The sequence below is a fragment of the Rhizobium sp. ERR 942 genome, from assembly GCF_007828395.1.
In the GTDB taxonomy this organism is placed as follows: Bacteria; Pseudomonadota; Alphaproteobacteria; order Rhizobiales; family Rhizobiaceae; genus Rhizobium; species Rhizobium dioscoreae.
Genome location: NZ_VIUA01000011.1, coordinates 121,493 through 146,208, shown reverse-complemented (window position 1 = coordinate 146,208; position 24,716 = coordinate 121,493). Strand labels below are relative to the sequence as shown.

At 59.7% G+C, this 24,716-nt stretch carries 22 protein-coding genes; 12 read left to right on the top strand and 10 right to left on the bottom strand.

Going from position 1 to position 24,716, the window contains the following annotated elements; translation table 11 throughout:
- Positions 1-266 precede the first annotated feature (266 nt).
- The gene (locus FBZ97_RS31770) at positions 267-1,181 is read right to left on the bottom strand and encodes a DMT family transporter (protein WP_113352400.1); all 915 of its coding nucleotides are present in this window, start codon (positions 1,179-1,181) and stop codon (positions 267-269) included.
- Between the two features lie 382 nt (positions 1,182-1,563).
- Here FBZ97_RS31770 and FBZ97_RS31765 point away from each other — a divergent pair, with 382 nt between their 5' ends.
- Positions 1,564-3,576 (top strand): GGDEF and EAL domain-containing protein, encoded by a 2,013-nt coding sequence (locus FBZ97_RS31765; protein ID WP_246661919.1) that lies wholly within the window; start codon positions 1,564-1,566, stop codon positions 3,574-3,576.
- A 46-nt stretch (positions 3,577-3,622) separates the two neighbouring features.
- Here the strand turns inward: FBZ97_RS31765 and FBZ97_RS31760 are convergent, their stop codons facing one another.
- The 3 genes from FBZ97_RS31760 to FBZ97_RS31750 all read right to left on the bottom strand — a co-directional run bounded on the left by FBZ97_RS31760 (position 3,623) and on the right by FBZ97_RS31750 (position 6,241).
- Positions 3,623-4,714: a lactonase family protein gene (locus FBZ97_RS31760; protein WP_246661918.1), complete on the bottom strand. Its 1,092-nt coding sequence runs from the start codon at positions 4,712-4,714 to the stop codon at positions 3,623-3,625.
- Positions 4,715-4,822: 108 nt separating this feature from the next.
- Entirely contained in the window at positions 4,823-5,539 is a 717-nt protein-coding gene (locus tag FBZ97_RS31755) for a FadR/GntR family transcriptional regulator (protein WP_145323736.1), read from the bottom strand.
- A gap of 117 nt (positions 5,540-5,656) precedes the next feature.
- A complete protein-coding gene (locus FBZ97_RS31750; RefSeq protein ID WP_113332770.1) occupies positions 5,657-6,241 on the bottom strand; it encodes an NADPH-dependent FMN reductase in 585 nt (194 codons plus the stop codon).
- 389 nt (positions 6,242-6,630) lie between these two features.
- Here FBZ97_RS31750 and FBZ97_RS31745 point away from each other — a divergent pair, with 389 nt between their 5' ends.
- The 8 genes from FBZ97_RS31745 to dhaL (FBZ97_RS31710) all read left to right on the top strand — a co-directional run bounded on the left by FBZ97_RS31745 (position 6,631) and on the right by dhaL (FBZ97_RS31710) (position 15,705).
- Positions 6,631-8,109, top strand: a complete 1,479-nt coding sequence (locus tag FBZ97_RS31745; protein ID WP_145323738.1) for a sugar ABC transporter ATP-binding protein — start codon at positions 6,631-6,633, stop codon at positions 8,107-8,109.
- 55 nt (positions 8,110-8,164) lie between these two features.
- Positions 8,165-9,169 (top strand): ABC transporter permease, encoded by a 1,005-nt coding sequence (locus FBZ97_RS31740; protein WP_145323740.1) that lies wholly within the window; start codon positions 8,165-8,167, stop codon positions 9,167-9,169.
- Between the two features lie 86 nt (positions 9,170-9,255).
- Complete coding sequence (locus FBZ97_RS31735) at positions 9,256-10,245, top strand: substrate-binding domain-containing protein (RefSeq protein WP_145323743.1); 990 nt, start codon at positions 9,256-9,258, stop codon at positions 10,243-10,245.
- Between the two features lie 61 nt (positions 10,246-10,306).
- A complete protein-coding gene (locus FBZ97_RS31730; protein ID WP_145323745.1) occupies positions 10,307-11,080 on the top strand; it encodes an SDR family oxidoreductase in 774 nt (257 codons plus the stop codon).
- Between the two features lie 34 nt (positions 11,081-11,114).
- The gene (locus FBZ97_RS31725) at positions 11,115-12,107 is read left to right on the top strand and encodes a dihydroxyacetone kinase subunit DhaK (protein WP_145323747.1); all 993 of its coding nucleotides are present in this window, start codon (positions 11,115-11,117) and stop codon (positions 12,105-12,107) included.
- Positions 12,108-12,121: 14 nt separating this feature from the next.
- Positions 12,122-12,763 carry a dihydroxyacetone kinase subunit DhaL gene (gene dhaL / locus FBZ97_RS31720; RefSeq protein ID WP_113332775.1) on the top strand — a complete coding sequence of 214 codons (642 nt, stop codon included), beginning with the start codon at positions 12,122-12,124 and terminating at the stop codon, positions 12,761-12,763.
- Between the two features lie 133 nt (positions 12,764-12,896).
- A complete protein-coding gene (locus FBZ97_RS31715; RefSeq protein ID WP_145323748.1) occupies positions 12,897-14,993 on the top strand; it encodes a bifunctional sugar-binding transcriptional regulator/dihydroxyacetone kinase subunit DhaK in 2,097 nt (698 codons plus the stop codon).
- A 55-nt stretch (positions 14,994-15,048) separates the two neighbouring features.
- Positions 15,049-15,705 carry a dihydroxyacetone kinase subunit DhaL gene (dhaL, locus tag FBZ97_RS31710; RefSeq protein WP_145323751.1) on the top strand — a complete coding sequence of 219 codons (657 nt, stop codon included), beginning with the start codon at positions 15,049-15,051 and terminating at the stop codon, positions 15,703-15,705.
- Between the two features lie 215 nt (positions 15,706-15,920).
- Here the strand turns inward: dhaL (FBZ97_RS31710) and FBZ97_RS31705 are convergent, their stop codons facing one another.
- Positions 15,921-16,907, bottom strand: coding sequence for an AraC family transcriptional regulator (locus FBZ97_RS31705; RefSeq protein WP_246661917.1), 987 nt, complete (start codon positions 16,905-16,907; stop codon positions 15,921-15,923).
- 386 nt (positions 16,908-17,293) lie between these two features.
- On the opposite strand from FBZ97_RS31705, the gene FBZ97_RS31700 reads away from it, so the two are divergent.
- From FBZ97_RS31700 to FBZ97_RS31690, 3 genes are read left to right on the top strand one after another with little or no spacing between them, the layout of a single operon-like run.
- Complete coding sequence (locus FBZ97_RS31700) at positions 17,294-18,790, top strand: sugar ABC transporter ATP-binding protein (protein ID WP_145323753.1); 1,497 nt, start codon at positions 17,294-17,296, stop codon at positions 18,788-18,790.
- Between the two features lie 16 nt (positions 18,791-18,806).
- Positions 18,807-19,877 carry an ABC transporter permease gene (locus tag FBZ97_RS31695; protein WP_145323755.1) on the top strand — a complete coding sequence of 357 codons (1,071 nt, stop codon included), beginning with the start codon at positions 18,807-18,809 and terminating at the stop codon, positions 19,875-19,877.
- A gap of 40 nt (positions 19,878-19,917) precedes the next feature.
- Positions 19,918-21,012 carry a substrate-binding domain-containing protein gene (locus FBZ97_RS31690; RefSeq protein WP_145323757.1) on the top strand — a complete coding sequence of 365 codons (1,095 nt, stop codon included), beginning with the start codon at positions 19,918-19,920 and terminating at the stop codon, positions 21,010-21,012.
- Between the two features lie 58 nt (positions 21,013-21,070).
- On the opposite strand, the gene FBZ97_RS31685 is transcribed toward FBZ97_RS31690, so the two are convergent.
- The 5 genes from FBZ97_RS31685 to FBZ97_RS31665 form a co-directional block, all read right to left on the bottom strand.
- Positions 21,071-22,090, bottom strand: coding sequence for a LacI family DNA-binding transcriptional regulator (locus FBZ97_RS31685; RefSeq protein ID WP_145323759.1), 1,020 nt, complete (start codon positions 22,088-22,090; stop codon positions 21,071-21,073).
- A 134-nt stretch (positions 22,091-22,224) separates the two neighbouring features.
- A complete protein-coding gene (locus tag FBZ97_RS31680) occupies positions 22,225-22,557 on the bottom strand; it encodes a hypothetical protein (RefSeq protein ID WP_145323761.1) in 333 nt (110 codons plus the stop codon).
- Positions 22,554-23,441, bottom strand: a complete 888-nt coding sequence (locus tag FBZ97_RS31675; protein ID WP_145323763.1) for an NAD(P)-dependent oxidoreductase — start codon at positions 23,439-23,441, stop codon at positions 22,554-22,556. Before FBZ97_RS31675 ends, FBZ97_RS31680 begins: the two co-directional genes overlap by 4 nt.
- Complete coding sequence (locus FBZ97_RS31670) at positions 23,438-23,980, bottom strand: gluconokinase (protein ID WP_145323765.1); 543 nt, start codon at positions 23,978-23,980, stop codon at positions 23,438-23,440. Before FBZ97_RS31670 ends, FBZ97_RS31675 begins: the two co-directional genes overlap by 4 nt.
- Positions 23,949-24,707 carry an SDR family oxidoreductase gene (locus tag FBZ97_RS31665; protein WP_113352414.1) on the bottom strand — a complete coding sequence of 253 codons (759 nt, stop codon included), beginning with the start codon at positions 24,705-24,707 and terminating at the stop codon, positions 23,949-23,951. Before FBZ97_RS31665 ends, FBZ97_RS31670 begins: the two co-directional genes overlap by 32 nt.
- Between the last annotated feature and the right edge of the window lie 9 nt (positions 24,708-24,716).

The window sequence follows — 24,716 nt, the reverse complement described above, 5'->3', positions numbered from 1 at the left end:
GTATGTTCCACCCGCCCCGATCTGATCTTGCAACCGGATCAGCCGGTCAGATCGGGGCTGGCCATCGTGCCGTGTGGCAGCTCAAGGTGACATTTTAACTTTGTGCTGCATCGGACATTCCAAATCCTTCGCCACAACCCGGATGTGGCGGTACATTCTATTCCCAAGTGCGACACTGATCGCCGCCGCCTTCACCCCCGAGTCGAGCGCAAGGTTCAGATCAAAGAGTCGGTCAGTCCGCACGTCGCGGCCGCCGCCATACTGCCTCAATGTCCATCCCGAGCAACGTCGTCTTTGGGGACCGTATCCACCAAGTTCTTTCGATGGAAGATGAAGAGCCCGGCAACGACGATAATCGCAGAACCGATAACAATCTGCGTGTCGGGAATATCGCCGAAGAAAACGAAGCCCAGCACGATTGCCCAGACCAGCAGGCTGTATTGGAGCGGAGCAAGCAGCGAAGCTGGAGCAAGCTTCAGGGATCGGGTTATCAGCATATGGGCGCTGCCGGCGACGATGCCGAGGGCAAGCATGGCGCCGAAATCGAGCGCGGATGCGGGACGCCAGTCGCCAATGCTGAGCACCAATCCGGCAATGAGCGCACCGACCGTCTGCCATGCGACGAGGGTCGCGTCCCGCGTCTGCCGCAGCCGTCGCCCGAGCACGAGCGTCAAAGCGAATGCGAGGCTGCCGCCAAGGCCGAAAAGTGATGGCCAGGAAAACATTGCCGCAGAAGGTCGCAAAGCGATCAACACGCCGATAAAGCCGACGAAAACCGCCAGCCAGCGCCGCCAGCCGATCTTTTCATTGAGAAAGAAATGCGAGATCGCCGCCACATAAATGGGGCCAGCCATATAGAAGGTCATGACATCGGCCAGCGGCAGATAGGCGACAGCGGCGTAAAAGAGAGCAACGTCGAGCGTTGTCATGCCGACACGCAGAAGCTGCAGCGGCGGCCGTTCGAGGCGAAAAAGCGCGTCGCTGCCCTGCCGCGCGATCATCGGCGCCAGAATAATGAACGAACCGAACGAGCGGATCACCAGAATCTGGCCGACGGAGAAGCTCGCAACCAGCCATTTACCCATGGCATCGTTCAGCGAAAACAGGAAGTCGCCGAGAAGCATCATCAGCATGCCGGCAAGCACAAGATTGCCGCTTGTTACGGCTTTGCCCACGCGCATACTATTTTACCCTTGCGAATCCTGCGTTTCCACCACCTGCGCTTTAGCCGGTTTTGCCCCCTACCCGCAATGACATTCATCGCCGACGGATCATCCCGGAACATCCAGCATCTGCGCACTCATTGGGGCGCGCTCTCCTGTAAAACTTGAGCGGATGTTTATAAATTCGGTTATATGATAACGTTTACGTGAACAGGTGAACCAAACTCGCCAGCGAGGACGGTCGATATGCCTATATGCTTTTATTCTTGCAGAATTACCTGCCGATATAGTCCGCTTGCCGGGTGAGAGAACATACATGATGCAGCCGCCCGATGGATCGTCAGAGCCTACGCACCGAGATCAAGATGTTGAGGATGAGCAGGTCCGCGAGCCGTTTGAATTGCTTCAGGCTCGATATCTGTCTCTCGCCGAGCGTTACGAATGGCTCGAGGCGATGATCAACTACGTGCCGGACTATATCTATGCCAAGGACAGGAACGGCCGGTTTCTTTTTGCCAACATGGCGATCGTCCTCAACAACGGCTTCACGCATGTCGACGAACTGATCGGCCTTACCGACGCCGAAATTCACCCGATGGCCGATGCCCACAAGATCGAAGAAGTCGAACAGCAGGTGATGGAGAGCGGCAAGGCCGATCTCGGCGTCGAAGAGCGGCGCCTCAAGGGCGAAGGCTGGCTCATGATGTCGCGGGTGCCGTTGCGCGATAGAAACGGCAATATCATCGGCGTCGTCGGAGCATCCCGCGATATTTCCGCCCGAAAACGGGCAGAAAAATTGATGAGCGCTCAGACGAAACTTCTGCAGGATGTGGCGCGCGGCGTTGATCTTGATGTGTTTCTCGAGGACGCCCAGACCCTTCTTGAGGGCTTGCTGAATGGCAGACAGGTCCGTTTCGTTCTCGACGGCGAGCAGACCAAGCCTCTTGCCGGCGACACCCTGGAGTTTCCTATTTTCTCTCGGGATGGTGGCCGGCATGGAGCCCTGGTGACGGTGCAGACCGATGGCGACGAGGCTGGACTTATGGAATTCTTCGCCGGCATAGCGCAGACCGTTGGAATAGCCATCGATCGCCATCGGGACATCGCTCACATCGCCTATCTGGCCGAACATGATGCGCTCACCGGCCTGCCCAACCGCATGTTGCTCGACCGCAAGCTCAGCGCCCTGCTGGAAACGGCGTCACGAAAAAGAAAGTCTCTGGCCGTTGCCTTTGTCGACCTGGACAATTTCAAGCTGGTGAACGACACCCTTGGCCACGCCGCCGGCGACGAATTGCTGACGGTGGTTGCGCAGCGCATATCGACCCATGTCGGCGCTCGCGGCATCGTTTCTCGGATTGGTGGCGATGAATTCATCATCGTTCTCGAAGAGAACTCTGAGCCGATATGCGAGAGGCTCGCGACGGTTCTGGCAGACATATCCAAGCCGATGACCGTACAAGGGGTCGAAATCCGCGTGGGCTGCAGCATTGGCGTGGCTTGCGCCGTGGAGCATGGCAAGACGGCTTCGGAACTATTCGCGAATGCCGATATGGCGCTCTATCGTGCCAAGGAAGCGGGGCGCAACGCCATTCGACTGTTCACGCCAGCGATGGCGGAGGAAGCCCGCAACAAGCTGACCCGTATCGAAGAATTGCGGCGCGCCGTGGAGCGGGACGAATTCGTGCTCCACTATCAGCCGCAAAAGGAAGTACGCAGCGGCAAGATCATTGGCGTCGAGGCCCTCGTCCGGTGGCAGCACCCTGCCGAAGGCTTGCTGCTTCCAGGCGCCTTCATTCCGCTCGCCGAGGAGACGGGACTTATCGTTGCGCTCGGCGAAATCGTTCTGCGCAGAGCCTGTCAGCAAGCGCGGCTGTGGCAGGATCGCGGCCTGCCCGCATTGCGTATGGGCGTCAACGTGTCAGCCCGGCAGTTCCTGGAAAGTTCGCTGACGAACCAGGTCGCATCGGCATTGCAATCCGCTCATCTCGATCCGCAATGGCTCGAGCTCGAACTGACGGAAAGCTTGATCATGCGTGACATCGAAGGAGCCATCGAGCGGATGCAAGAACTAAAGAAGCTGGGAGTCAGCCTCGCGATGGACGATTTCGGCACAGGATATTCAAGCCTGAGCACCCTTAGGCGCTTTCCACTTTCCCGGTTGAAGATCGATAGATCGTTCATCGCCGATATTCCGGAAAAGTCCGGCGATATGGCCATTACCTCCGCCATCGTATCGCTTGGCAGAACACTCGATCTGGAAGTCGTAGCGGAAGGCGTCGAGACCGAGGAGCAGGCCCGTTTTCTGGAAGGCGCCGGATGCGAACTGCTTCAGGGTTATCTGTTCGCCCGGCCCCTTCCCTCCTCCGAAATCGAAAGCCTGATTGCCGGAACCGCTGCGAAAGCAGTGTAGATATTCGTCCGAGAGGGGCTTGATGCTTGCCGCATGCAGAGGCGTCTCAAGGAAATGTCACGATCTCTATCCAATTCGCACCGGCATTGACCGGATATCGCCCCACCAGGCCGAGACCGCCATCGGCCTGGTCGATGGCATAGACCGACAGCCTGTCGGACTTCTCGCCGGATGCGACAAGAAACCGGCCCGATGGATCGATGCGGATACCGCGCGGCTGCTGCTCGGTCGGATAGTTTGTGATGTAGGTCAGTCTTCCATTGCCTGCGTCGACGCGGAAGAGTGCGATCCGGCTGGTGGTTCTCTCCGTTGTATAAAGAAATTTGCCGTTCGGGGTGATGCCGATATCTGCGGCCCAGACCTTCGGCTTGCCGTTGTCGGCGACGGCCGGCGCAGGCGCACCGGATATCGCCGGACCAGGCGGCGCGATGCCCGGGGACAGTCCGGCAATCTCAGGAACGGAAGCAACATTTTCGATCTCGCTCAAGGTGCCGGTATTGGTATCGAGCGCATAGTGGATGACATGGCCGGTCAGTTCGGTCAGGACGTACACCGCCTTGTTATCGGGGGAGATGGCGATGTGCCGCGGACCAAAGCCGGCGCCAGTCTCAACCTGCATCGGATCGTTCGGCTTCAGTATCCCGGTCTCGGCGTCGAGAGTGAATTGCTGCACAGCATCGGAGCCGAGATTGGTGACAAAGACATATTTGCCTGTCCGGTCACTGACGATCGAATGGGCATTGCGCCCGGTTGCGATTACTTGCTGTGCCTGGGCGGTGACCAGCCCGTTCTTGTCAATCAGCAGCACGGCGATTTTGCTGCCGCCATAGGAAGCAGCGAATAGAAGCCCACCTGTCGGATCGAGGGAGATGTAGGCCATGCTGTCGGGCAGAGCGGCGACGGCCTCCTGCCTTAGCCTGCCGCTTTCGGGGTCAATCGTCAGCGTCAGTACCCGGTAAGGCTGCTCGCGAATGACGGCATAGAGATGCCGCCGGTCCGGGCTGACTGCCATCGGCATGGCCATCGGGCCGACATCAATGCCGGATATTGGGGTAAGCGTGCCCGTCGCCCCATCCATCCTGTACGCATCGATCGTTCCGGCAACTGCCGCCGAGACATAGACGAATGTGCGAGACACACTGGAAGACGTCTGAACCACTAATCACCTCGCCCGAGCATCGAGCGTAACCGCCGATGATCGCTTAATATCATATGACATAATATGACCATGGCAATGCGTCGAGCATTATTGCGCCTGCAGTTCGGCCAAAAGACGATAGCGCCGCTGGCTCGCCAGCATGTGTGCTCGCATCGCCTGACGCGCTCGCTCCGGGTCTTGATCGGCAATCGCTGTTAGGATTTCCGCATGCTCGGCATGGACCTTCTCCAAATAGGCGCGATCATTCGCTTCAGGCAATGTCGGAAACTGTCCGCGCGGAATGGTTCGGGCGCCGAAATGCCGGAGCACATCGACATAGAAGCGGTTGTTCGTAGCAGCCGCTATCGCCATGTGGAATTCATAATCCGCTTCGACGGTCGATAGCCCCTGCTCCATCAGCAGTGCCATCTTGCGGTTGGCGGCTGCAATTGCTGCCTCCTGTTCAGCCGTTCTGCGATAGGCGGCGATTGCCGCCGCCTCGCCTTCCGCAGCCATGCGGAATTCCAGCAATTCCAGCGTCTCGGGGATGCTTTTGACCTCGACAGGCGTCAGTAGCAGGCCGGATCGCGCCGACGTTTCGGAAACGAATACCCCCTTGCCCTGAACGGGCTTGACGAGGCCTGCGGCACGAAGATCGGCAATCGCCTCACGCACCACGGTACGGCTGACATCGAAGGCCGCTTCCAGCTGCGGTTCCGTCGGAAGCTGGTCGCCTGCCTGAAGCTTGCCGGACTCGATCTGCGTGCGCAATTCATCGATGACCCTTTGGGCCAGCCTTTGCCTTGCCCGGGCATTTGTCGTCATTCCCGATCCCCGATTCCGGCTGCTCATCCGCAGCCGCTTCATATAATCAGCGTTAGGTCATAATACGAATAGTCTTAACATGGGACGCATCGAATGCAATCGGGGCAGGCAAGGCAACTAGATTTCCCAGTCGGAGGTATATGCTCTGGCTCTCAAGCCCGATGACAACTCCAGCTTGACCTCGATCGTTTTCTTCAGCCGTGCCGCAAGCGCATCGGAAAGGGTGGCGCCATCGATCCAATCCCTCTCCGTGGCATAGACGACATAGGGATTGATCACGCATTTGAAATCAAGCATCAGCGACATGGCGAGACTGCCATATGCCATATAGCTATGCGGGAGCCCACCGGAACAGACGAAGGTGACGATCTGGTCGAACCAGGCCGATTTTCGTCCGCCCTCGCCCGTCGCACCGGTAAGCTCGATCAGGCTCTTGGCAGCGCTGCCGACCGACCAATTGTAAATGGGCACAGCAAGCAGCACACCATCCGCATCGCGAATTGCACGATACAGCCTGTCGTAGGAAGGATGCTGATAGCAGTTCAAGTTGTCGAATACAGGCAGCTCGAGATCCTGAAGATCGATAAACTCAACCTCAGCCCCTCTCTCCCGCAATAGATTTTCTGCCTCACGGCCCATGCGGCGGCTCCGGCTTTCCGGATCCATGCTGCAGGAGAGAATGGTGATTTTCGATGGATGCATCTCTGCCTGCTCCGCTGCCAGAGGCACTACGTGAAACCGCTCTGTATCCTAGGATTAAGCGGATTCTCCCCGTCCACAACGAATTTTTTTCTGTGCAATCGCTGCAGTCCATCGATGCCGCCTACACCGCATCCCGTCAAAACGGCATTTTATCAAGCCGACCCATTTGCCGCATCCGCACTAAATAATCCATTTTATTACAAATACGTACCGAGCCATCCTCAAGTGAATTCTCCTCGTGATGGTAACTACCGTATCCGCAATCGCATGATTTCCGCATAACCATATTGACATTTGTCGAAAGCATTTCGAATATTGTCAAACGATGGCAAGCAACCTCCGACGGTGACGTCGTGACTCGCTACTGCATCCGGAATGGGGAGAGGAAAGTGGAATTCCTGCTTGAAGTAGAGGGGCTAAAGAAGTCCTTTGGCGGCGTCGCTGCATTGCGCGATGGGCGCTTTCAGCTGCGTCCCGGCTCCGTCCACGCCTTGTGCGGCGGCAACGGTGCGGGCAAGTCGACGTTCCTCAAGATCCTGATGGGCATTCACAAGCGCGATGCCGGCTCCATTCGCCGCCGCGGTAAGGATGTGGACTACGCAAGCCCTGCCGAAGCGCTGGCCGCTGGCATTGCCATCATCGAGCAGGAGCTCAGCCCCATCCCGCACATGACGGTTGCGGAGAATATCTATCTCGGCCGCGAGCCATCGGCGCGCTTTGGCGGCATCAATTTCAAGACAATGAATCGTAACGCGCAAGCGCTCCTCGACCGGCTGCAGTTCAATATCCGCGCCACGCAATTCATGATGAACCTCTCGGTCGCGCAAGTTCAGCTGGTCGAGATCGCCAAGGCGCTCAGCCACGATGCCGAAGTGATCTTCATGGACGAGCCCACCTCGGCGATCGGCGAGAAGGAAGCGCAGCAGCTGTTTGCGACCATCGAGCGGCTGAAGGCTGAAGGCAAAGGCGTTGTCTACGTCTCGCACCGCCTGTCCGAAATCTTCCAGATCGCCGATTCCTACACGGCCTTTCGGGATGGGTCCTATGTCGGCAGCGGCGCGCTTGCCGACATCGACCGGCCGAGCCTCATCCGCCTGATCGTCGGCCGCGAACTTGGCGAGGAATACATCAAGACCAACGTGCCGACGGCAACGCCGGGGCTGGAAGTCGCCGGCCTCACCGCAGAAGGCAAAGTCAGCGACATCTCGTTTACCGCTCACAAGGGGGAGATTTTCGGCATTTATGGCCTGATGGGATCCGGCCGGACCGAGATCTTCAACTGCATCTTCGGCGTCGATGCCGTCAGCAGCGGCCAGATCAAGCTTGCCGGTGAGCCCATAACCGTACGCAAACCGGCCGAAGCCATGCAGCATGGCATCGCCTTCGTCACCGAAGATCGCAAGCTGACCGGCCTCAACCTGATCGATAGCGTTCGCAACAACATCTGCCTTGCGAGCCTGCCCGAAATGAGCCCGCATTTTTCGATGGATCGCCGGGCCGAGGCCAGTGCCAGCCGGGACATGATCCAGCGCTTCGGCATCAAGGCAGCGCGTGACAGCATGCCCGTCTCCGGCCTTTCCGGCGGCAATCAGCAGAAGGTCGTTCTCGGCAAGTGGTTCCTGCGCAAGCCGAACGTGCTGCTGCTCGATGAGCCGACGCGTGGCGTCGATGTCGGCGCCAAGCGGGAGATCTATCGCATCATCTGCGATTTCGCCGCCGAAGGCGGCACGGTGATCATGATCTCATCCGAAATAGACGAGGTTCTCGGCATGTCCGACCGCATCCTGGTGATGCGGCAGGGACGGTCTGCCGGAATTCTCAAGAGGGAGGAGGCCGACGCGCAATCGCTCGTGCATCTGTCGACCTGAATGCGGCAGACCACGAAGCGCAAATGAACGCGTCCGGCAACAAGAGGTATTTGCAATGTCCGCCACTGACAACAATCCGTCCAATTCCTGGTTCGGCTCGGACCGGCGCCGATTGATCATTCAGGAATACGGGATCTTTCTCGCTTTCCTGCTGCTCGCTGCTGTCCTCTCATTCTCGAATGAGTATTTTCTGACGGCCGGCAATATTTCCAACGTGCTGCTGCAGACTTCGATCAACGGCGTGCTGGCGATCGGCATGACATTTGTCATCCTGACCCGCGGTATCGATCTCTCCGTCGGCTCCGTGGTTGCACTGACCGGCATCGTCAGCGCGAGCTTCGCAACGACCTCGGCGACAGCCGGCATCGTCGGTGCGCCCTACCCGCCCTATGTGGCGCTCGCCGTCGGCCTGCTCGTCGGTGTCGCCTGCGGTGCCATGGTCGGCCTCATCGTCTCGCGCTTTGCCGTCCCCGCCTTCGTCGCGACGCTCGGCATGCTCTCTGCCGCCCGTGGCCTGACGCTGATCTATGGCGGCGGCAAGCCGGTTCCGGCTCTCACCCCTGATTTTCGCTGGATCGGTACCGGCAGCGTGCTCTCGGTCCCGATGCCGGTTATCCTGCTTGCCATTGTCTTCATCATCGCCTGGTGGGTCCTGAACCGTACCCGCTTCGGCCGCTATATCTATGCTGTCGGCGGCAATCCGCATGCCGCCGTTACCTCCGGTATCAACGTCAGCAAACTGCGCTTCCTCGTTTACGTCATTTCCGGCGGCCTATCCGGTCTGGCAGGCATGATCCTTGCCGCCCGCACCGGCTCCGCCCTGCCACAGGCCGGCATCGCCTACGAGTTGGACGCGATTGCAGCCGTCGTCATTGGCGGCACCAGCCTTTCCGGCGGCGTCGGCCGCATCACGGGCACACTGATCGGCGCGCTGATCATCGGCGTCATGAACAACGGCCTCGATCTCATGGGCATCCAGTCCTACTACCAGCAGGTCCTCAAGGGCGCGCTCATCGTCGGCGCCGTGATGCTCGACCAAAAGAGAAACCTGGGCGGCTGAGCCCGAAGAACATTCCAGTGTTCGCACTCGGAAAACCAAACGGCACGTCAAGACGACGGCCGGACTTTCAACGGAGGAGACTTATAATGAAGAAATTATTGATTGCTCTTGCTGCAGCGACAGCAATTCTGGCGTCACCTGCCCTCGCCCAGGACAAGAAGCTGAAAATTGGCGCGGCACCCTACGGCCTGAATGCCGAATTCATGCAGATCTGGTCGGCAGCGCTGAAGGAACACCCCGCCGTCAAGAATGGCGATGTCGATCTGACCATCTTCGACGGCCGCTATGACGCGCTCGTGCAGCAGGAGCAGGTCAACACGATGATCACGCAGAAGTTCGACGCGATCATCTTCGTGCCGATCGATATCGAAGCTGCAGCAACCGCCGTACAGGCCGCCCATGACGCCGGCATCCCCGTCGTCGGCTCGAACACCCGCGTCAACTCCGACCTGCTGACCGCCTACGTCGGTTCCGACGACACGATCTCCGGCTACATGGAAGCCAAGACCGTCCTCGACAAGATTGGCTGCAAGGGCAACGTCGTCATCCTCGAAGGCCCGATCGGTCAGTCCGCTCAGATCTCGCGCCTCGAAGGCAACAAGAAGGCGCTTGCCGAGTGCCCGAATGTGAAGGTGCTGGAAGACCAGACCGCCAACTGGTCGCGTGCCGAAGCCCAAACCCTGATGGAAAACTGGCTGACCTCTCATCCCGGCCAGATCAACGGCGTCATCGGCCAGAACGACGAGATGGCGCTCGGCGCGATCGAAGCGATCAAGGCTGCCAAACTTAACGTCAAGGACTTCGCCATTGCCGGCATTGACGGCATCACCGATGCGCTCCATGCCGTCAAGGCCGGTACGATGACCTCGATCCTGCAGGACGCCAGCGCGCAGGCCCAGGGCGCCCTCGATCTCGCAATCTTTGCCGCCAAGAAAGGCAACTACAAGCCGGAATCCAAGATCTGGGAACAGTATCCGGCCATGCTGTTCAACGATGGCAAGGACAAGAACTACAATGTTCCGTGGACCCCGGTAACGGCCGAGAACGTCGACAAGCTGCTCGAAACCCGCAAGTAAGACCAATGTGGCGGGGCGAACCATCGCCTCGCCACACCCCGAAAACAGAGGCTTGAAAAAGATGACCGAGACATCCCCAGACATTGATTTGAACTTCCCGCTTTCAGGCAAGACGGCGCTTGTCACAGGCGGCGGCTCCGGCATCGGTGCCGCGGTCGCTGCTGCATTCGCCGCCAAGGGCGCGAAGGTCGCGGTTCTCGATATCAATGTCGACTTGGCGAAGGCAAAGGCATCGGAAATCGGCGGCGGCGCTGAAGCATTCGTCTGCGACGTGTCCGATCCGGCCTCGGTCAACAAGGCCGTCAGCGATGTCGTATCGCATTTCGGCAGCGTCGATATCGCCGTCAACAGCGCCGGCGTCGTCTTCCTTGCTCCCGCCGAGGATCTGCCGCTCGATTATTGGGACAAGACGATCAACATCAATCTCAAGGGCACCTTCCTGGTCACACAGGCTGTCGGTCGCGCGATGATCGCCGCCGGCAAGGGCGGCAAGATCGTCAACCTCGCCTCGCAGGCCGGCACGGTCGCCATTGAAGAGCATGTCGCATACTGCGCCTCCAAGTTCGGCGTGATCGGCATGTCCAAGACCTTTGCCGCCGAATGGGGCAAACACGGCATCAACGTCAACACCATCTCGCCCACCATCGTGCTGACCGAGCTCGGCAAGAAGGCCTGGGCCGGCGAGAAAGGCGAGGCTGCCAAGAAGCGCATCCCGACGGGTCGTTTCGCCTTCCCGCAGGAGATTGCAGCCGCCGCTGTTTTCCTCTCGTCGGCCGGCGCGGACATGATCAACGGCGCCGATCTGCTGATCGACGGCGGCTACACCATTCTTTGAGCGCAAACGCTCGACAATTTCGACAGGAGAGACCATGCAGCGGTTCATCAACAATCCCGATGAAGTCGTTGAAGATACTGTAAAAGGCTTCATCAAGGCGCATTCGGACATCGTCCGTCTGGCAGACAATCCGCGCGTCGTCGTCGCCAAGGATGCCCCGCATGCCGGCAAGGTCGGCGTGGTCACCGGCGGTGGCTCCGGCCATGAGCCGGCCTTCATCGGCTATACCGGCAAGAACATGCTGGATGCGGTCGCAGTCGGCGAGCTCTTTTCGTCGCCGACGGCCAAGAGCTTCCACGACGCCATACGTGAAGCTAACGGCGGCCGTGGTGTTATCTGCCTTTACGGCAACTATGCCGGCGACAACATGAACGTGAAGATGGCGACGAAGCTTGCCGCCAAGGACGGCATCGAAGTCGCGACCGTCGTCGCCAACGACGATGTCTGCTCGGCACCACCGGAGGAGCGCGAGAAGCGCCGTGGTGTGGCCGGCGAAATCTTCATGTGGAAGATCGGCGGTGCCAAGGCTTCCAAGGGTGCAAGCCTTGAGGAAGTTCGTGTGACCGCGCAAAGGGCGATCGACAATTGCCGCTCCGTCGGTATCGGCCTTGGTCCCTGCACCCTGCCCGCCGTTGGTCACCCGAATTTCCGGATCGAGCCCGGCACGATGGAAGTCGGCATTGGCCATCACGGCGAACCCGGCGTTCGCGTCGAGCCGCTGAAGACTGCAGCCGAGATTGCCGAGGACATGTGCCAGATCGTGCTCGACGATCATAATCTGGCCGCCGGCACGGAAGTGGCCGTCCTCGTATCGGGCCTCGGCGCGACACCGGTCAACGAGCTCTACATCCTCAATGACACTATCGAGACGAAGATCTCCGAACGGGGATTGAAGATCTACAAGACCTATATCGGCAACTACTTCACGTCGCTCGAAATGGTCGGCGCGACACTGACCGTGATGGCACTCGACGAGGAGCTGAAAGAGCTCCTGGACGTCGAGGTCAAGTGCACGACGCTGCTCTGAGGGGGGACGCACGCATGCAGACATTCAACAATGCAACATCGGGCGATATCGTCTTGGCGCTGGCTGACCGCATCGTCGAGAACCGCGCCTATCTCAGCGAGATCGACGGCAAGATCGGCGACGGCGACCATGGCGTCAACATGGCCAAGGGCTTCGGCATGGCCGCGGAACGCCTGAAGGGCAAGAGCCAGTCGCTGTCAGCCTCGCTCGATACGCTGGGCACGGTTCTGATGACCGAGATCGGCGGCTCCATGGGCCCGCTCTACGGCGTCATGTTCACCGAGATTGCCGAAAAGCTCGACGGCATCGATGCGATCGATAGCGCAGCCTATGGCAAGGCACTGCATGCCGGGCTCGAAGGTATCCAGTCGATCGGCTCGGCCAAGGTCGGCGACAAGACGCTTCTGGACACGCTGGTTCCGGCGATCGAGGCCTTCGATGCTGCGAACGTAGCTGGCAAGTCCTTTGCCGAGGCGCTCGAGGCATTGGTCGCCGCCGCCGAGACTGGCCGAGATTCGACGCTCAATCTTGTGGCCAAGATCGGCCGCGCTAGCCGGCTGGGCGAGCGCTCGCTCGGCGTTCTCGACGCTGGTGCGACCTCCTGCGCCATCATCCTGAAGGAACTTTCCCTCGGCGCTCGCGCACGACTGCAATAGCAGGGCTCTCCCAAGGCTGCGCGACCCCGTGCTCCACCACGGGGTCGCGCGCCGCCCCTCCTCAAGAAGAAGCATTTGCAAACATGCGTCATTGCTTTCATCTTCAGGCGAAAACGGGAAACAGTGAATCATCATGACAGGCAAGGCATCTTCGGTCGGCAAGAATAGTGCAAGCAAGGCGGGCGTGCCTGACGCAACCGACAGCATGCCGCTGCGCTATGGCGACGACCCTTACGTTTGGGCCTGCTGGCTCTATTATGAAGATGGCAAAACCCAGGGCGACATCGCCGAGATCATGGGCATTTCGCGGGCGACCGTGAACAGCTATCTCGCCGATGCCCGCAGCCGCGGCATCGTCAATATCTCACTCGAGCCCTCCCGCCTGAGTTCGCTCTCCATCGCTCAAGAACTCAAGCGCCATTTCGGCCTGCACGACTGTCTTGTCGTGCCGAGCGACGACGGCTCGCGGCCGCTGATCGACCGCCTCGGGACAGCCGGCGCGCAGGCCATCGCCAGACTACTGAAATCCGGCGACACGCTTGCCGTCGCCTGGGGCCGCACGGTTCTCGCCGTTGCCGAACAGGCGAATGTACCGAACCTGCAGGATGTCACCATCGTCCAGGCAACCGGTGGCACCCGTGCACTCTTTGCCTACACGCCGGAACTCTGTGCCAGTGCCTTTGCCGATGTGACAGGCGGCAGGCTGATCAACATCACGGCCCCTGCGATCGTTTCGGCGCCTGAGGTTCGGGAGATCTTGTTGCGCGAACCATTGGTCGAGGATCAGTTTGCCACGCTTTCTAAAGCCAACAAGGCCATCTTCGGCGTGGCGTCGCTGCGACCGAACTCGACGGTTCACAGCAGCGGTTTCTTCGAGTCCGTCTCCCTGCAGGATTATCTGGCCAAGAATGCCGTCGGCGTTCTTGCCGGCCGTTTCATCGACGCCAAGGGCCTGCCGGTTGCAGGGCCGCTCGACGAGCGTATCATCGGCATATCCCTCGACATGCTGAAATCCATCGGGCTACGCATCGCCGTCGCCGGCGGCTTCGACAAGGTGCCCGCAATTCTCGCCGCCCTGCGTGGCGGTTATATCAACGTGCTGATTACCGATGCAGCCACCGGGCGTGGCATTCTGAATGCCGATGGCGTCACCGAATTCGATCAGAAAGCCCAGCAGCGTCCGAGAACGGACAACAGCATTGCCCTGCCCAGCAGCTATCGAACGCATATCAAGAAATTCCTTAACAATCCCGACGATGTCGTCGACGAGATGCTCGAAGGCATCGTCAAGGCACATGCCTCGCATATCGTGCCGATCAAGGGATCGAACCGCGCGCTGATGGCGCGAACCGGCCCGAGGCCGGGCAAGGTCGGCCTGGTGATCGGCGGCGGCACCGGCCACGAGCCTTGCTTTCTTGGCTATGTCGGCAAAGGGCTTGCCGATGCCGTCGCCATCGGCAACATCTTTTCGTCACCGCCCCCAACCCCGATCCTCGAATGCGCCAAGGCCTCCTCCGGCGGCGAAGGCGTGCTCTTTGTCTATGGCAATTATACCGGCGACGTCATGAACTTCGAGATGGCCGCCGAAATGGCGCAGGAGCAGCAGATCGACGTTCGCACGGTGCTGACCACAGACGATATCTCCTCCTCTCCGATCGAGGATCGCGAGGGACGACGCGGCGTTGCCGGCAATTTCTTCATCTTCAAGATCGCGGGCGCTGCCTGCGACAAGGGCCTGTCGCTCGACGCTTGCGAAGCAGTGACACGCAAGGCCAATGACCGGACGTTCACCATGGGCGTTGCGCTCGAGCCCTGTTCCCTGCCGCAGACCCGACGCCATAACTTCGAAATCGGGCCTGACGATATCGAATTCGGCATGGGCATTCACGGCGAACGCGGCGTGACCCGCGAGAAGATGATGAGCGCCGACGAGATCACCGACCGGGTGATGGACCGGATATTCTCCGAAATGAAGCCGGTTGCGGGCGATCGGGTGGCCGTGCTCATCAACTCCTTCGGCGCGACGCCGCTGATGGAACTTTACATCCTGTTCCGCCGCGTCGAACAGAGGCTGAGCGCCAAGGACATCAAGATCGAGGCAAACTGGGTGGGACATTATTGCACGTCGCTGGACATGGTCGGTGCATCCATATCCATCCTGCATCTCGATCAGGAATTGACCGAAATGCTGAACCATCCGTGCGACACCTTCGCGCTGAAGGTCGGATAAAGCTATAAAAATGTGCCCGGCGACAACAGACATGGCCGGGATCGGGAGGAAGACGATGCCGGAAAAAGCCGCCCGCAGCCTGGGCACCATGTTTCAGCGCATATCGATCGCGATCAATGCCGAAAAAGACCGCCTCTCCGAGCTGGATGGCGCAATCGGCGACGCCGATCACGGCATCACCATGTCTCTCGGCTTCATGGCCGTGAATGCGGAGCTCGCAAAGCTCGATCTTGCGCAGGCATCGCCCTCGGAGATCTTCTCCACCGCGGCCTCCGCCTTCCTGGATGCCGTCGGCGCCTCGACCGGCCCGCTCTATGCCACCGCCTTCCGGCGGGCCTCGCAAGCGCTGAAGGCGGATGAATCCCTCTCTCCGGCCTGCCAGGCCATGATCATCGACGAGATGCGTGCCGGCATCCAGCAGCGTGGCAAGGGCCAACGCGGCGACAAGACCATGCTCGACGCATGGATCCCCGCCGCCGAAGCCGCCATCGATGCAAAGGCAGGTTCACGCGATGTTGCCGCCATGTGGAGCGCCGTAATCGACGCTGCCGAAGCTGGAGCGAATTCCACAAGCTCCATGGTGGCCGCCCGCGGCCGCGCGGCGCGGCTGGGGGAAAGGTCGCTCGGGCATATCGACCCGGGGGCGGCTTCGGCGGTGATTATTCTGCGGGCGATGCGGGATACGTTTGTGGAGGATAAGGCCGGCGGTTAAGCGATTAGGAGCCTACTAACATGTGATCTTGCTAAATTGTTCTCACCAATGCCCGCTCGATATTGGTTAGCCAGCTCTCGTCGTTCCGATTTTCAAGCTTGTCGATGCAATAACTACATGTCCGGATGCTCGATCCGCTCCCATTGTTGTAACGCTGTCTGAGAATAGACCCGGGGGTCGGCAAAGCAACTTCCTCGCGCAAGCAGATCGTAGCGCTATTCATTCCCGCGCCGAGGTTGCCTGACGGTCTCGGACGGCATCTCGCCGAAGGATTGATAGTAAAGTGCTGCGAAGCGGCCCATATGAGAAAATCCCCAATCGCGCGCAATGTCGGCAACCAACCGCGACTGGCCCGAATCCATAAGGGTTTTGCGCGCACCCTGCAGTCGTATGTTCCGTAAGTAGCCAAGAGGCGTTGTGTTCTTGAACTGCTGAAACGCCGCCTGCAAGGACCGCACGCTCGTTCCGGCTTCCCGGGCGATATCGGCCATCCTGATGTCTGCACCGGCATTGGCGTGCATATATTCCATCGCGCGTTTCAACTGCCTCGGGATGGCCGGTGACGCCGGTCGCAGCAATTGCGCCGAGTAGTTGTGCGGGACGGTTTCAAGCAAAGCGATCATCATCGCCTGCAGGAGCCTTTCGATGAATGCGGCCGAGGATCGTTCTGCGCCGCCTGTCGCGAGATCCTGCCACAGGAGATTTGCAAGCGTTGCGATCTGCATGCCTCGCCCGGACATCAGATCGACCGGACCGGTAAATTTCAGATCATCTCGAACCGGTGCGTCCAGCAACTCGCTCAGCTGCCGGACCATAGCCGGCTTCTCGAATGCCATACCCATATGACCGCGCTGTTCGAACAATGTCAGATGTTCAAAACATGACATATCGGCCAGCTGGCCCCTGCCCGGCAGCGACTCCAGCTGCCGCCCTTCCGTCTCGATCAGCATCCTGCCAGCGGTCGGCAGATAAAGGCCGTAGGCATCGGGACCGCCGGACAATTTGACGCTCATGCCGGAATGACATTTGCCGCGCCAGATGCTGCAGGAACCGATCGTGTAGTGACGATCCACCACCGAAATCGTGCCGCGGCCATTGAGAGGCTCGACAATGGCGGGAAACAGGGTTCTCGCATAATGCGCCGTCATCTCCTCGGCATCGGCCTTATCGACTTTGAACACCGAGAGCGTCGCGTAGGTCAAATAATCCTCTCTTGTGCCGCATCGGCGGATTATCTTTCAGGCTTCAATTATATCCCTGAAAGTAAATCCTCACTCACATCTCCATTTGAGATAAATCTAGATGATAAACAAAATCAATTCGATAAACAATAAATATTACAATTGCAACCATATGGATATATCAGCATCTCCTCACTGCATGCATTTTGATTATACTTATATTATTTCATAATATGATCCGACCTTCAGGAATATATTTTATACCTAAACCAAAACCTCGGCTAATACGCCGACTTCCGTGTGCGCCGACGCTAAGTGCCTGAGTATTCCTCGGATGCCTTTGAGCCACTTGACGGAATGTTATCGATAACATAGCCTCCTCCCATCGAAGCTTTGGGAGGAGCAGGATGGACAACGGAAAGCTGCTCGAATTTTCCGATATCACCAAGGAATTTGGCGGAACGCGCGCGCTGTCGAACGTATCTGTCGACCTGCAGCGGGGCGAAATTCTCGCGCTTCTCGGAGAGAATGGCGCGGGCAAATCGACGCTCATCAAGACCTTGGCAGGCATCTACAAGCCGGATGGCGGGCAGATCCTGTTTCGCGGCAAGCCCTATCATCATCGCCCGCCGCAACCCAATCAGCGCCAGCCGGTCGCCTTTATCCATCAGGATCTCGGACTGATCGAATGGATGACGGTGGGCGAGAATGTCGGGCTCGCCCAGGGCTATTCCCTGCGCGGACGGCTGATTGATTGGCGGGCGACGGAGCGGCGCACCGCGGAAGCGCTAAAACTCGTCGGCTGCGATTTCGATCCGTCGACCCGCGTTCAGGAGCTGACCCGTACGGAAAAGTCGCTCGTGGCAATCGCCCGCGCACTCGCTGTCGAAGCCGACGTGCTTGTGCTTGACGAGCCCACAGCCAGCCTGCCCGCCGATGAGGTCGAAAAGCTCTTTGCTGCCATCCGCCCGCTGAAAGAGCGCGGCGTGGCCATGATCTACGTCTCGCACCGGCTCGACGAAATCTTCCGTATCGCCGACCGCGTCGCCGTGCTGCGCGATGGTCAGCTGGTGGGCCAAAAGCCAGTCTCCGAGACGACGCCGGATGAGCTCATCCGCATGATCGTCGGGCGCAAGGCGGACCAGCTCTTCGTTAAGGCGGAAAGAAGCGCCGGGCCTGCCATCGTTTCCGTAAAAGAGCTCACCTGCCGCGGCGCAGGACCTGTGTCCTTCGATATCCGACAGGGCGAATTGCTCGGTCTCGTCGGCCTGCGCGGCGCCGGTCAGGAATTGATCGGACGGGCGCTGTTCGGTTGCGAGCCATCGCAGGGCAGCGTTCGCTTGAATGGGGCCGCACCCGACCTTTCCAGCACCGTCGCCGCGATGGCTTCGGACATCGGCCTGATCGCCAGGGATCGGACGGAAGAATCCGTCGCCATGTCGCTCAGCCTGCGTGAAAATACCTTCCTCAATCCCGGCGCCTCCGGACGAAGCCTGTTTTCGTTCCTGTCTCCACGCCGCGAAGCAGAAGCTGCCTATTCGCTTGGCAGCCGTGTCGGCCTTAGGCCTAACGATCAGAGCCTTGCCATCGAAGCCCTGTCCGGCGGCAATCAGCAGAAGGTTGTCGTGGGACGATGGCTGGCGACGGGACGCAAATTGCTGATCGCCGAGGATCCGACCGCGGGCGTCGATGTCGGCGCCAAGGCAGACATCTATCGGCTGATTGCCGAGGCCGTCGAGGCCGGCCTTGCCGTTCTCGTCGTCTCCACCGATTTCGAGGAAATCGCCCACATCTGCCATCGTGCCCTGGTGTTTTCGCGCGGAAAGATCGTGCGCGAACTCAGCGGTGCCGACCTTACAACACCGGCGGTCATCGCTGCCGCGTCTGCATCCGAAGCGGCCTGAACCGGAGGAGAACACCATGCAATCGATCGAATCCAACGCGCTTGAGCCGACCCGCGCCGACCTCTCAGCCATGAGCCTCGGCCAGAAGATCCAGCGCTTGCTGCCTGTCTATGGCCTCGTCATCCTGACGGTCTTCCTGATCCTGCTTTTCTCGATTCTGCTACCGCAGACATTCCCGACGATGCTCAATCTGCGTTCGATCATTTCGGACAAGACGATCATCGCCATCCTGTCGCTGGCCGCGATGATTCCGATGGCGGCGGGGCGCATCGATTTGACCATCGGCTACGGCATCGTGCTCTGGCATGTGCTGGCGATCAGCCTTCAGACGATGTTCGGCCTGCCCTGGCCGGTTGCCGTCCTGATCGTCATCGCGCTTGGCGCACTGACCGGCTTTCTGAACGGCCTGCTGGTGGAGATTGCCAAGATCGATAGCTTCATCGCAACGCTCGGCACGGGCACTGTTCTTTATGCAATCGCACTCTGGCATACCGGCGGCCGGCAGGTCGTGGGCATGCTGCCGCAGGGATTTTATGCGCTGAACGGCACGATGGTCTTCGGCCTGCCGATCACCGGCATCTATGTCCTGGCGCTTGCCTTCGTCATGTGGATCGTCCTCGAATATCTGCCGATCGGCCGCTATATCTATGCGATCGGCGCCAATCCAAAGGCTGCCGCCCTCAACGGCATTCCCGTTCGCCGCTTCGTCATCGGCGCCTTCGTTACCTCGGGAACGCTTGCCGCCATTGCCGGCGTCCTCCTTGCCTCCAAGCTGCGCATTGGCCAGGCAAGCGTCGGGCTCGAATATCTTTTGCCCGCTCTGGTCGGCGCATTCCTCGGATCGACCACCATCAAGCCCGGTCGCGTCAACGTCTGGGGCACGATGATCGGCGTCATCATTCTGGCAGTCGGTATTGCCGGCATCCAGCAGTTTGGTGGCTCCTTCTATGTCGAGCCCCTGTTCAACGGCGTGACCCTGCTCGTTGCCATCGGCATTGCCGGTTACGCCCAGCGGCGCCGCAGCCATGCAGGACGCATGGCGCCGGCCCAGGCACCACAACTTTCCGCCAAGCCGGCGGAGAAATGAAGATCATCTGAAGTTCGAATGTCCAAAGGGAGGAGAAGACATGAACCGTGGACAATTCCTGCAGGCCACGACAGCGATCCTGGTGCTATGCGCCGGCCAGGCCTATGCCGATCCGTTGGCGGATGCGAAGGCTGTCGTCGATAAATACGCAACCCCGGTCACCAAATGGGACGGCCCGACGACAGGTCCGAAAGCGCAGACAGGCAAGACGATTGTCGTGCTCGCGGGCGATCTGAAAAATGGCGGCATTCTCGGCGTCAGCAACGGTGTCGAGGAAGCGGCGAAGGCGATCGGCTGGGAAGTGAAGGTTCTGGACGGTGCGGGTTCTATCGGCGGGCGAACGGCTGCCTTCGGTCAGGCCATAGCACTGCAGCCCGCCGGCATCGTCATCGATGGCTTCGATGCCGTCGAACAGGCTCCGGCGCTGGAGCAGGCGAAAGCCGCCAAAATTCCTCTGGTCGCCTGGCATGCCGGCCCGGTGATCGGCCCCGACGACAAGAATGGGCTCTTCGCTAATGTTAGCACCGACGCCATGGAAGTCTCGAAGGCTGCCGCCGATTGGGCATTCGTCGATGCCAAGGGCAAGCCGGGCGTCATCATCTTCACCGACTCCGCCTATGCGATCGCGATCGCCAAGGCCGACAAGATGAAGCAGGAGATCGAGCGTCTGGGCGGCAAGGTTCTCGAATATGTCGATACTCCGATTGCCGAGACATCGCAGCGCATGCCGCAGCTCACAACATCCCTCCTTCAGAAATACGGTGACAGCTGGACGCATTCGCTTGCGATCAACGACCTCTATTTCGATTTCATGGGTCCATCACTCGCCTCCGCCGGCAAGAGCGGCACCGATGCGCCGATCAACGTCGCTGCCGGCGATGGTTCGCAATCGGCCTATGAGCGCATCCGCGCCGGTCAATTCCAGAAGGTCACGGTTGCCGAACCCCTTAATCTCCAGGGCTGGCAATTGGTCGATGAACTCAATCGTGCCTTCGCCGGTGAAAAATGGTCCGGCTATCTCTCACCGCTACACGTCGTGACGGCAGACAATATCCAATCCGATGGCGGCCCGAAGAACACCTTCGATCCGGACAACGGTTACAAGGACGAGTATAAGAAGATCTGGGGTAAATGATCCCAATAACGGGACGTGGCCTGGCTTAATGGCCGGGCCACATCATTCGACAACAACACTAAGCTTGGCGGCTGCTATCGCGTGCAATCAGTTGCGGCAAGATCCTGACATCAGGAATCGACTGCGTGCCATCGAGAATATCCAGGATCAATTGTGCAGTCCGCTCGCCGATCTCACGCGCGAAGGCATTGATCGTCGTCAAAGTCGGCACGCAGACCTCGCCGATTTCGTAATTGCCGAAACCACCGATGGAAAAGCGTTCCGGCACCGGAATCCCGAGCCGCCGACATTCGGTAAGTGCACCGTAGGCGGCAAGATCCGAGACGCAGACGACGGCTTCCGTATCGGGATAGAGCTCGATCAGCTTCGCCATGGCATTGGCGCCCTCCCGCATCGAGATCGGCGGCGATCCGGCTGCAATCAGCCTGGAAGCATCGAGACCATACGCCTGCATCGCGGCGATGAAGCCAAGCCGGCGTTCGCTACCGCGTGAATCGCGCTGGACATCACCACCGATGAAGGCGATGCGGCGACAGCCGAGTGCGACGAAATGATCGACCATATCGCGCATGACGGCTCGGTTGGAGAAGCCGACATAATGGCCGATCGGATCGGTCGGGATATCCCAAGTCTCGATCACGGGGATTGCAACTGTCTGCAGAAGTTTGCGCGCTCGCTGCGTATGCGTGCCGCCGGTCACGACGATCGCCTGCGGTCTGCGGCGGAGCAGCTGCTCAATCAGCCGCTCCTCCTCTTCGACATCGTAGTTCGTATAGCCAAGTAGGATCTGCATGTCCCGCTTGGATAAGGTGTCCGAGAGGCCGCCGACCGTATCCGCGAAGTTGGCATTGTTGATGGATGGAATGGTAACGGCGACAAAGCCGGACTTTTGCGAACGCAGGTTGGATGCTGTGCTGTCGAAGACATAGCCCAGCTCTTCCGCCGTTCGCAGGATCGCCTCGCGCGTCTCCGGACTGACCAGGCTATCGGCCTTGAAGGCACGCGACACGGTCATGGGAGAAACTCCCATGACGCGGGCTATGTCCGCCATCGTTGGCGTTTTGCGTTCGTTACTCATCCATGGCCTATGTTATCGTTACCATCAGAGTAATCTGCCTCTTCCCAGAATGGCAAGAGGCGCTTTTACCTATCCCGCAAAGCGAGTAAATCGCCAGGGCGGGTCCGTGTCGGAAACGGGTCGCCGCAGCCCCACTAGAGCTGGAATTCATGCGCCAGCGTCACATGATGATGGATGCGCCCCTCGAAAAAGCGCGAGAGAACCGCTTCCGTCGCAGCACGTGCCTCGGTGCGTACCGGGCTTGCAAGCGCCTTCTCCACGGCGGCCATATCCGGATAGTTCACGGCCAAAATCATCGGGAACTCCGGGGCACCTTCATCTCGGGCCTCGGCAAAGGTAACCCGCACGTCGAGGGCACCCGGAAACTGCTTCCACTTCGGCAGAATGGTTTCCATGACAGCCATTCGAAACGCCTCTGCCTCTCCGTCTTTGACCTTGCCTTCGAATAATGCGTATCGGGTAATCATCCGGCGATCTCCTTGTTCCGCCCTTTGAAGAATTCCATCAGCGCGGCCTGATCCTCACCGCCAAGCCCGGAAGCCGTCAGCATGCGGTGTATCTCGGCACAGACCGCCGTCAGCGGCATGGCGGTATTGGTCCTGCGAGCGAGATCCTGAGCGCCGTTCAGATCCTTGACCATGTTGTCGATGCGGCCGGTGCGGCGATAATCCTTGCTGACGTAGCGCGGCATATATTCCTGCAGGATGGCGCTGTCGGCCCGTCCGCCCTTCAGCGCCTGCGGGATTTTCGCAGCATCGACGCCGGCATCGAGCGCCAGTTGCGTTGCTTCGGCGACGGCGAGGAAATTCAATGCGCAAAGAACCTGATTGATGAGCTTCGTGGTCTGGCCCGCACCGACGGGACCCATATGCGTGTAGTTCGAGGCCACATGGCGCAGAACCTTATGTGCATCGGTGACATCCTGCTCGCTGCCGCCGGCCATCAGCGTCAATTGTCCAATCAGGGCCTTTGGCGCCCCACCGGATAGCGGGCTATCCACCCAGCGCAGCCTCTTTTCCGCAGCCTCTGCGGCTAGGGCCTTTGTCGCGTCGGGGTCGATCGACGACATATCGATGATCAGCGTGCCCGGTTTAGCACCTGCGGCAACACCTTCAGGTCCGAAAACGGCGGCATGGACGATCTTCGGCGAATTGAGGCTGAGGATGACGAAATCGGAAACGGCAGCAGCGGTCGCCGCACTGGCGGCAGCCGTGGCGCCTTTTGCAGTCAGTGCCGCGACCTTCTCCTTGTCGAGATCGAAGACAGTGAGTTGGTTGCCCGTCTCCACCAGGCGAGCGCCGATCGCTCCGCCCATTGCACCGGCGCCGATCAGCGCCACCTTGCTGCTCATGATTGCGTCTCCTCCAATGCAATTAAGATGGCCGCCACAACTTGATCCAGCGGCTGATCGATATCGACGGTGATCGCCTGCTCGTCGGCCCCCGGCGGCTCGAGCGCGGCAAATTGACTGGCGAGCAAAGCCGGCGGCATGAAGTGATCGCGCCTTGCCTGCATGCGTTTCAGAATGGTTTCCCTCGTACCGGCGAGATGAATGAAGGAGACCGGCGCGCCGACGACCTCGCGGATCCGGTCACGATAAATGCGCTTCAGCGCCGAACACCCAATCAGCGCGATCTCATCCGCCAAGGTCAGGCGCTGACCGATCTTGTCTAGCCAGGGCCATCGATCGGCATCCGTCAGAGGAATGCCGGCGCTCATCTTGGCGACGTTGGCCGCGGGATGAAGATCATCGCCATCGACATAAATGCCGCCAACGCGCGCTGCGAGTGCCGAGCCGACCGACGACTTGCCGCAGCCGCTGACGCCCATGATGACGAAGTGGCGCGGCAAAACGCCATCAGAGCGAAGCCGTGATGCCGCCGTCGACATAAAGCACGTGACCGTTGACGAAAGAGGAGGCATCGGAAGCAAGGAAGATACAGGCGCCAACCAGTTCTTCGACGCGGCCCCACCGGCCGGCCGGCGTACGCTTTTCGAGCCATGCGGAGAAATCGGCATCGGCAACGAGAGCTGCGTTCAACGGCGTATCGAAATAACCCGGCGCGATGGCGTTGCATTGCAGCCCATGCTTCGCCCAATCCGTCGCCATACCCTTCGTCAGATTGCCGACGGCGCCCTTGGTTGCCGTGTATGGCGCAATCGAGGGCCGCGCCAGCGCCGTCTGCACGCTTGCGATGTTGATAATCTTTCCGGCGCCGCGCTTGATCATATGACGGGCGACCGCCTGGCCAACATTGAAGACGCTCGAGATGTTCGTCCGCAGAAGCCGCTCGAAGGCGTCGGCGGGAAAATCCTCCAGCGGCGTGCGAAACTGCATGCCGGCATTGTTGACGAGAATGTCGATCGCCCCCGTCTCGGCTTCGAACGCATCCACGGCTCGACGCGCGGCCTCGTGATCGGTGGCATCGAATGGCAGCACATGCACCTTGCCTGCAAAGTCTTCAGCCGCCTTGGCAAGCTTTTCCTTGTCGCGGCCGTTGAGCACCGGGTCGGCGCCAGCAGCCGCCAGGCCCTTGGCGAGCGCAAGCCCGATACCTTGGGAAGAACCCGTCACCAGGGCACGACGCCCTTTCAGATCGAAAAGACCAAGAGACATCGTTTCCTC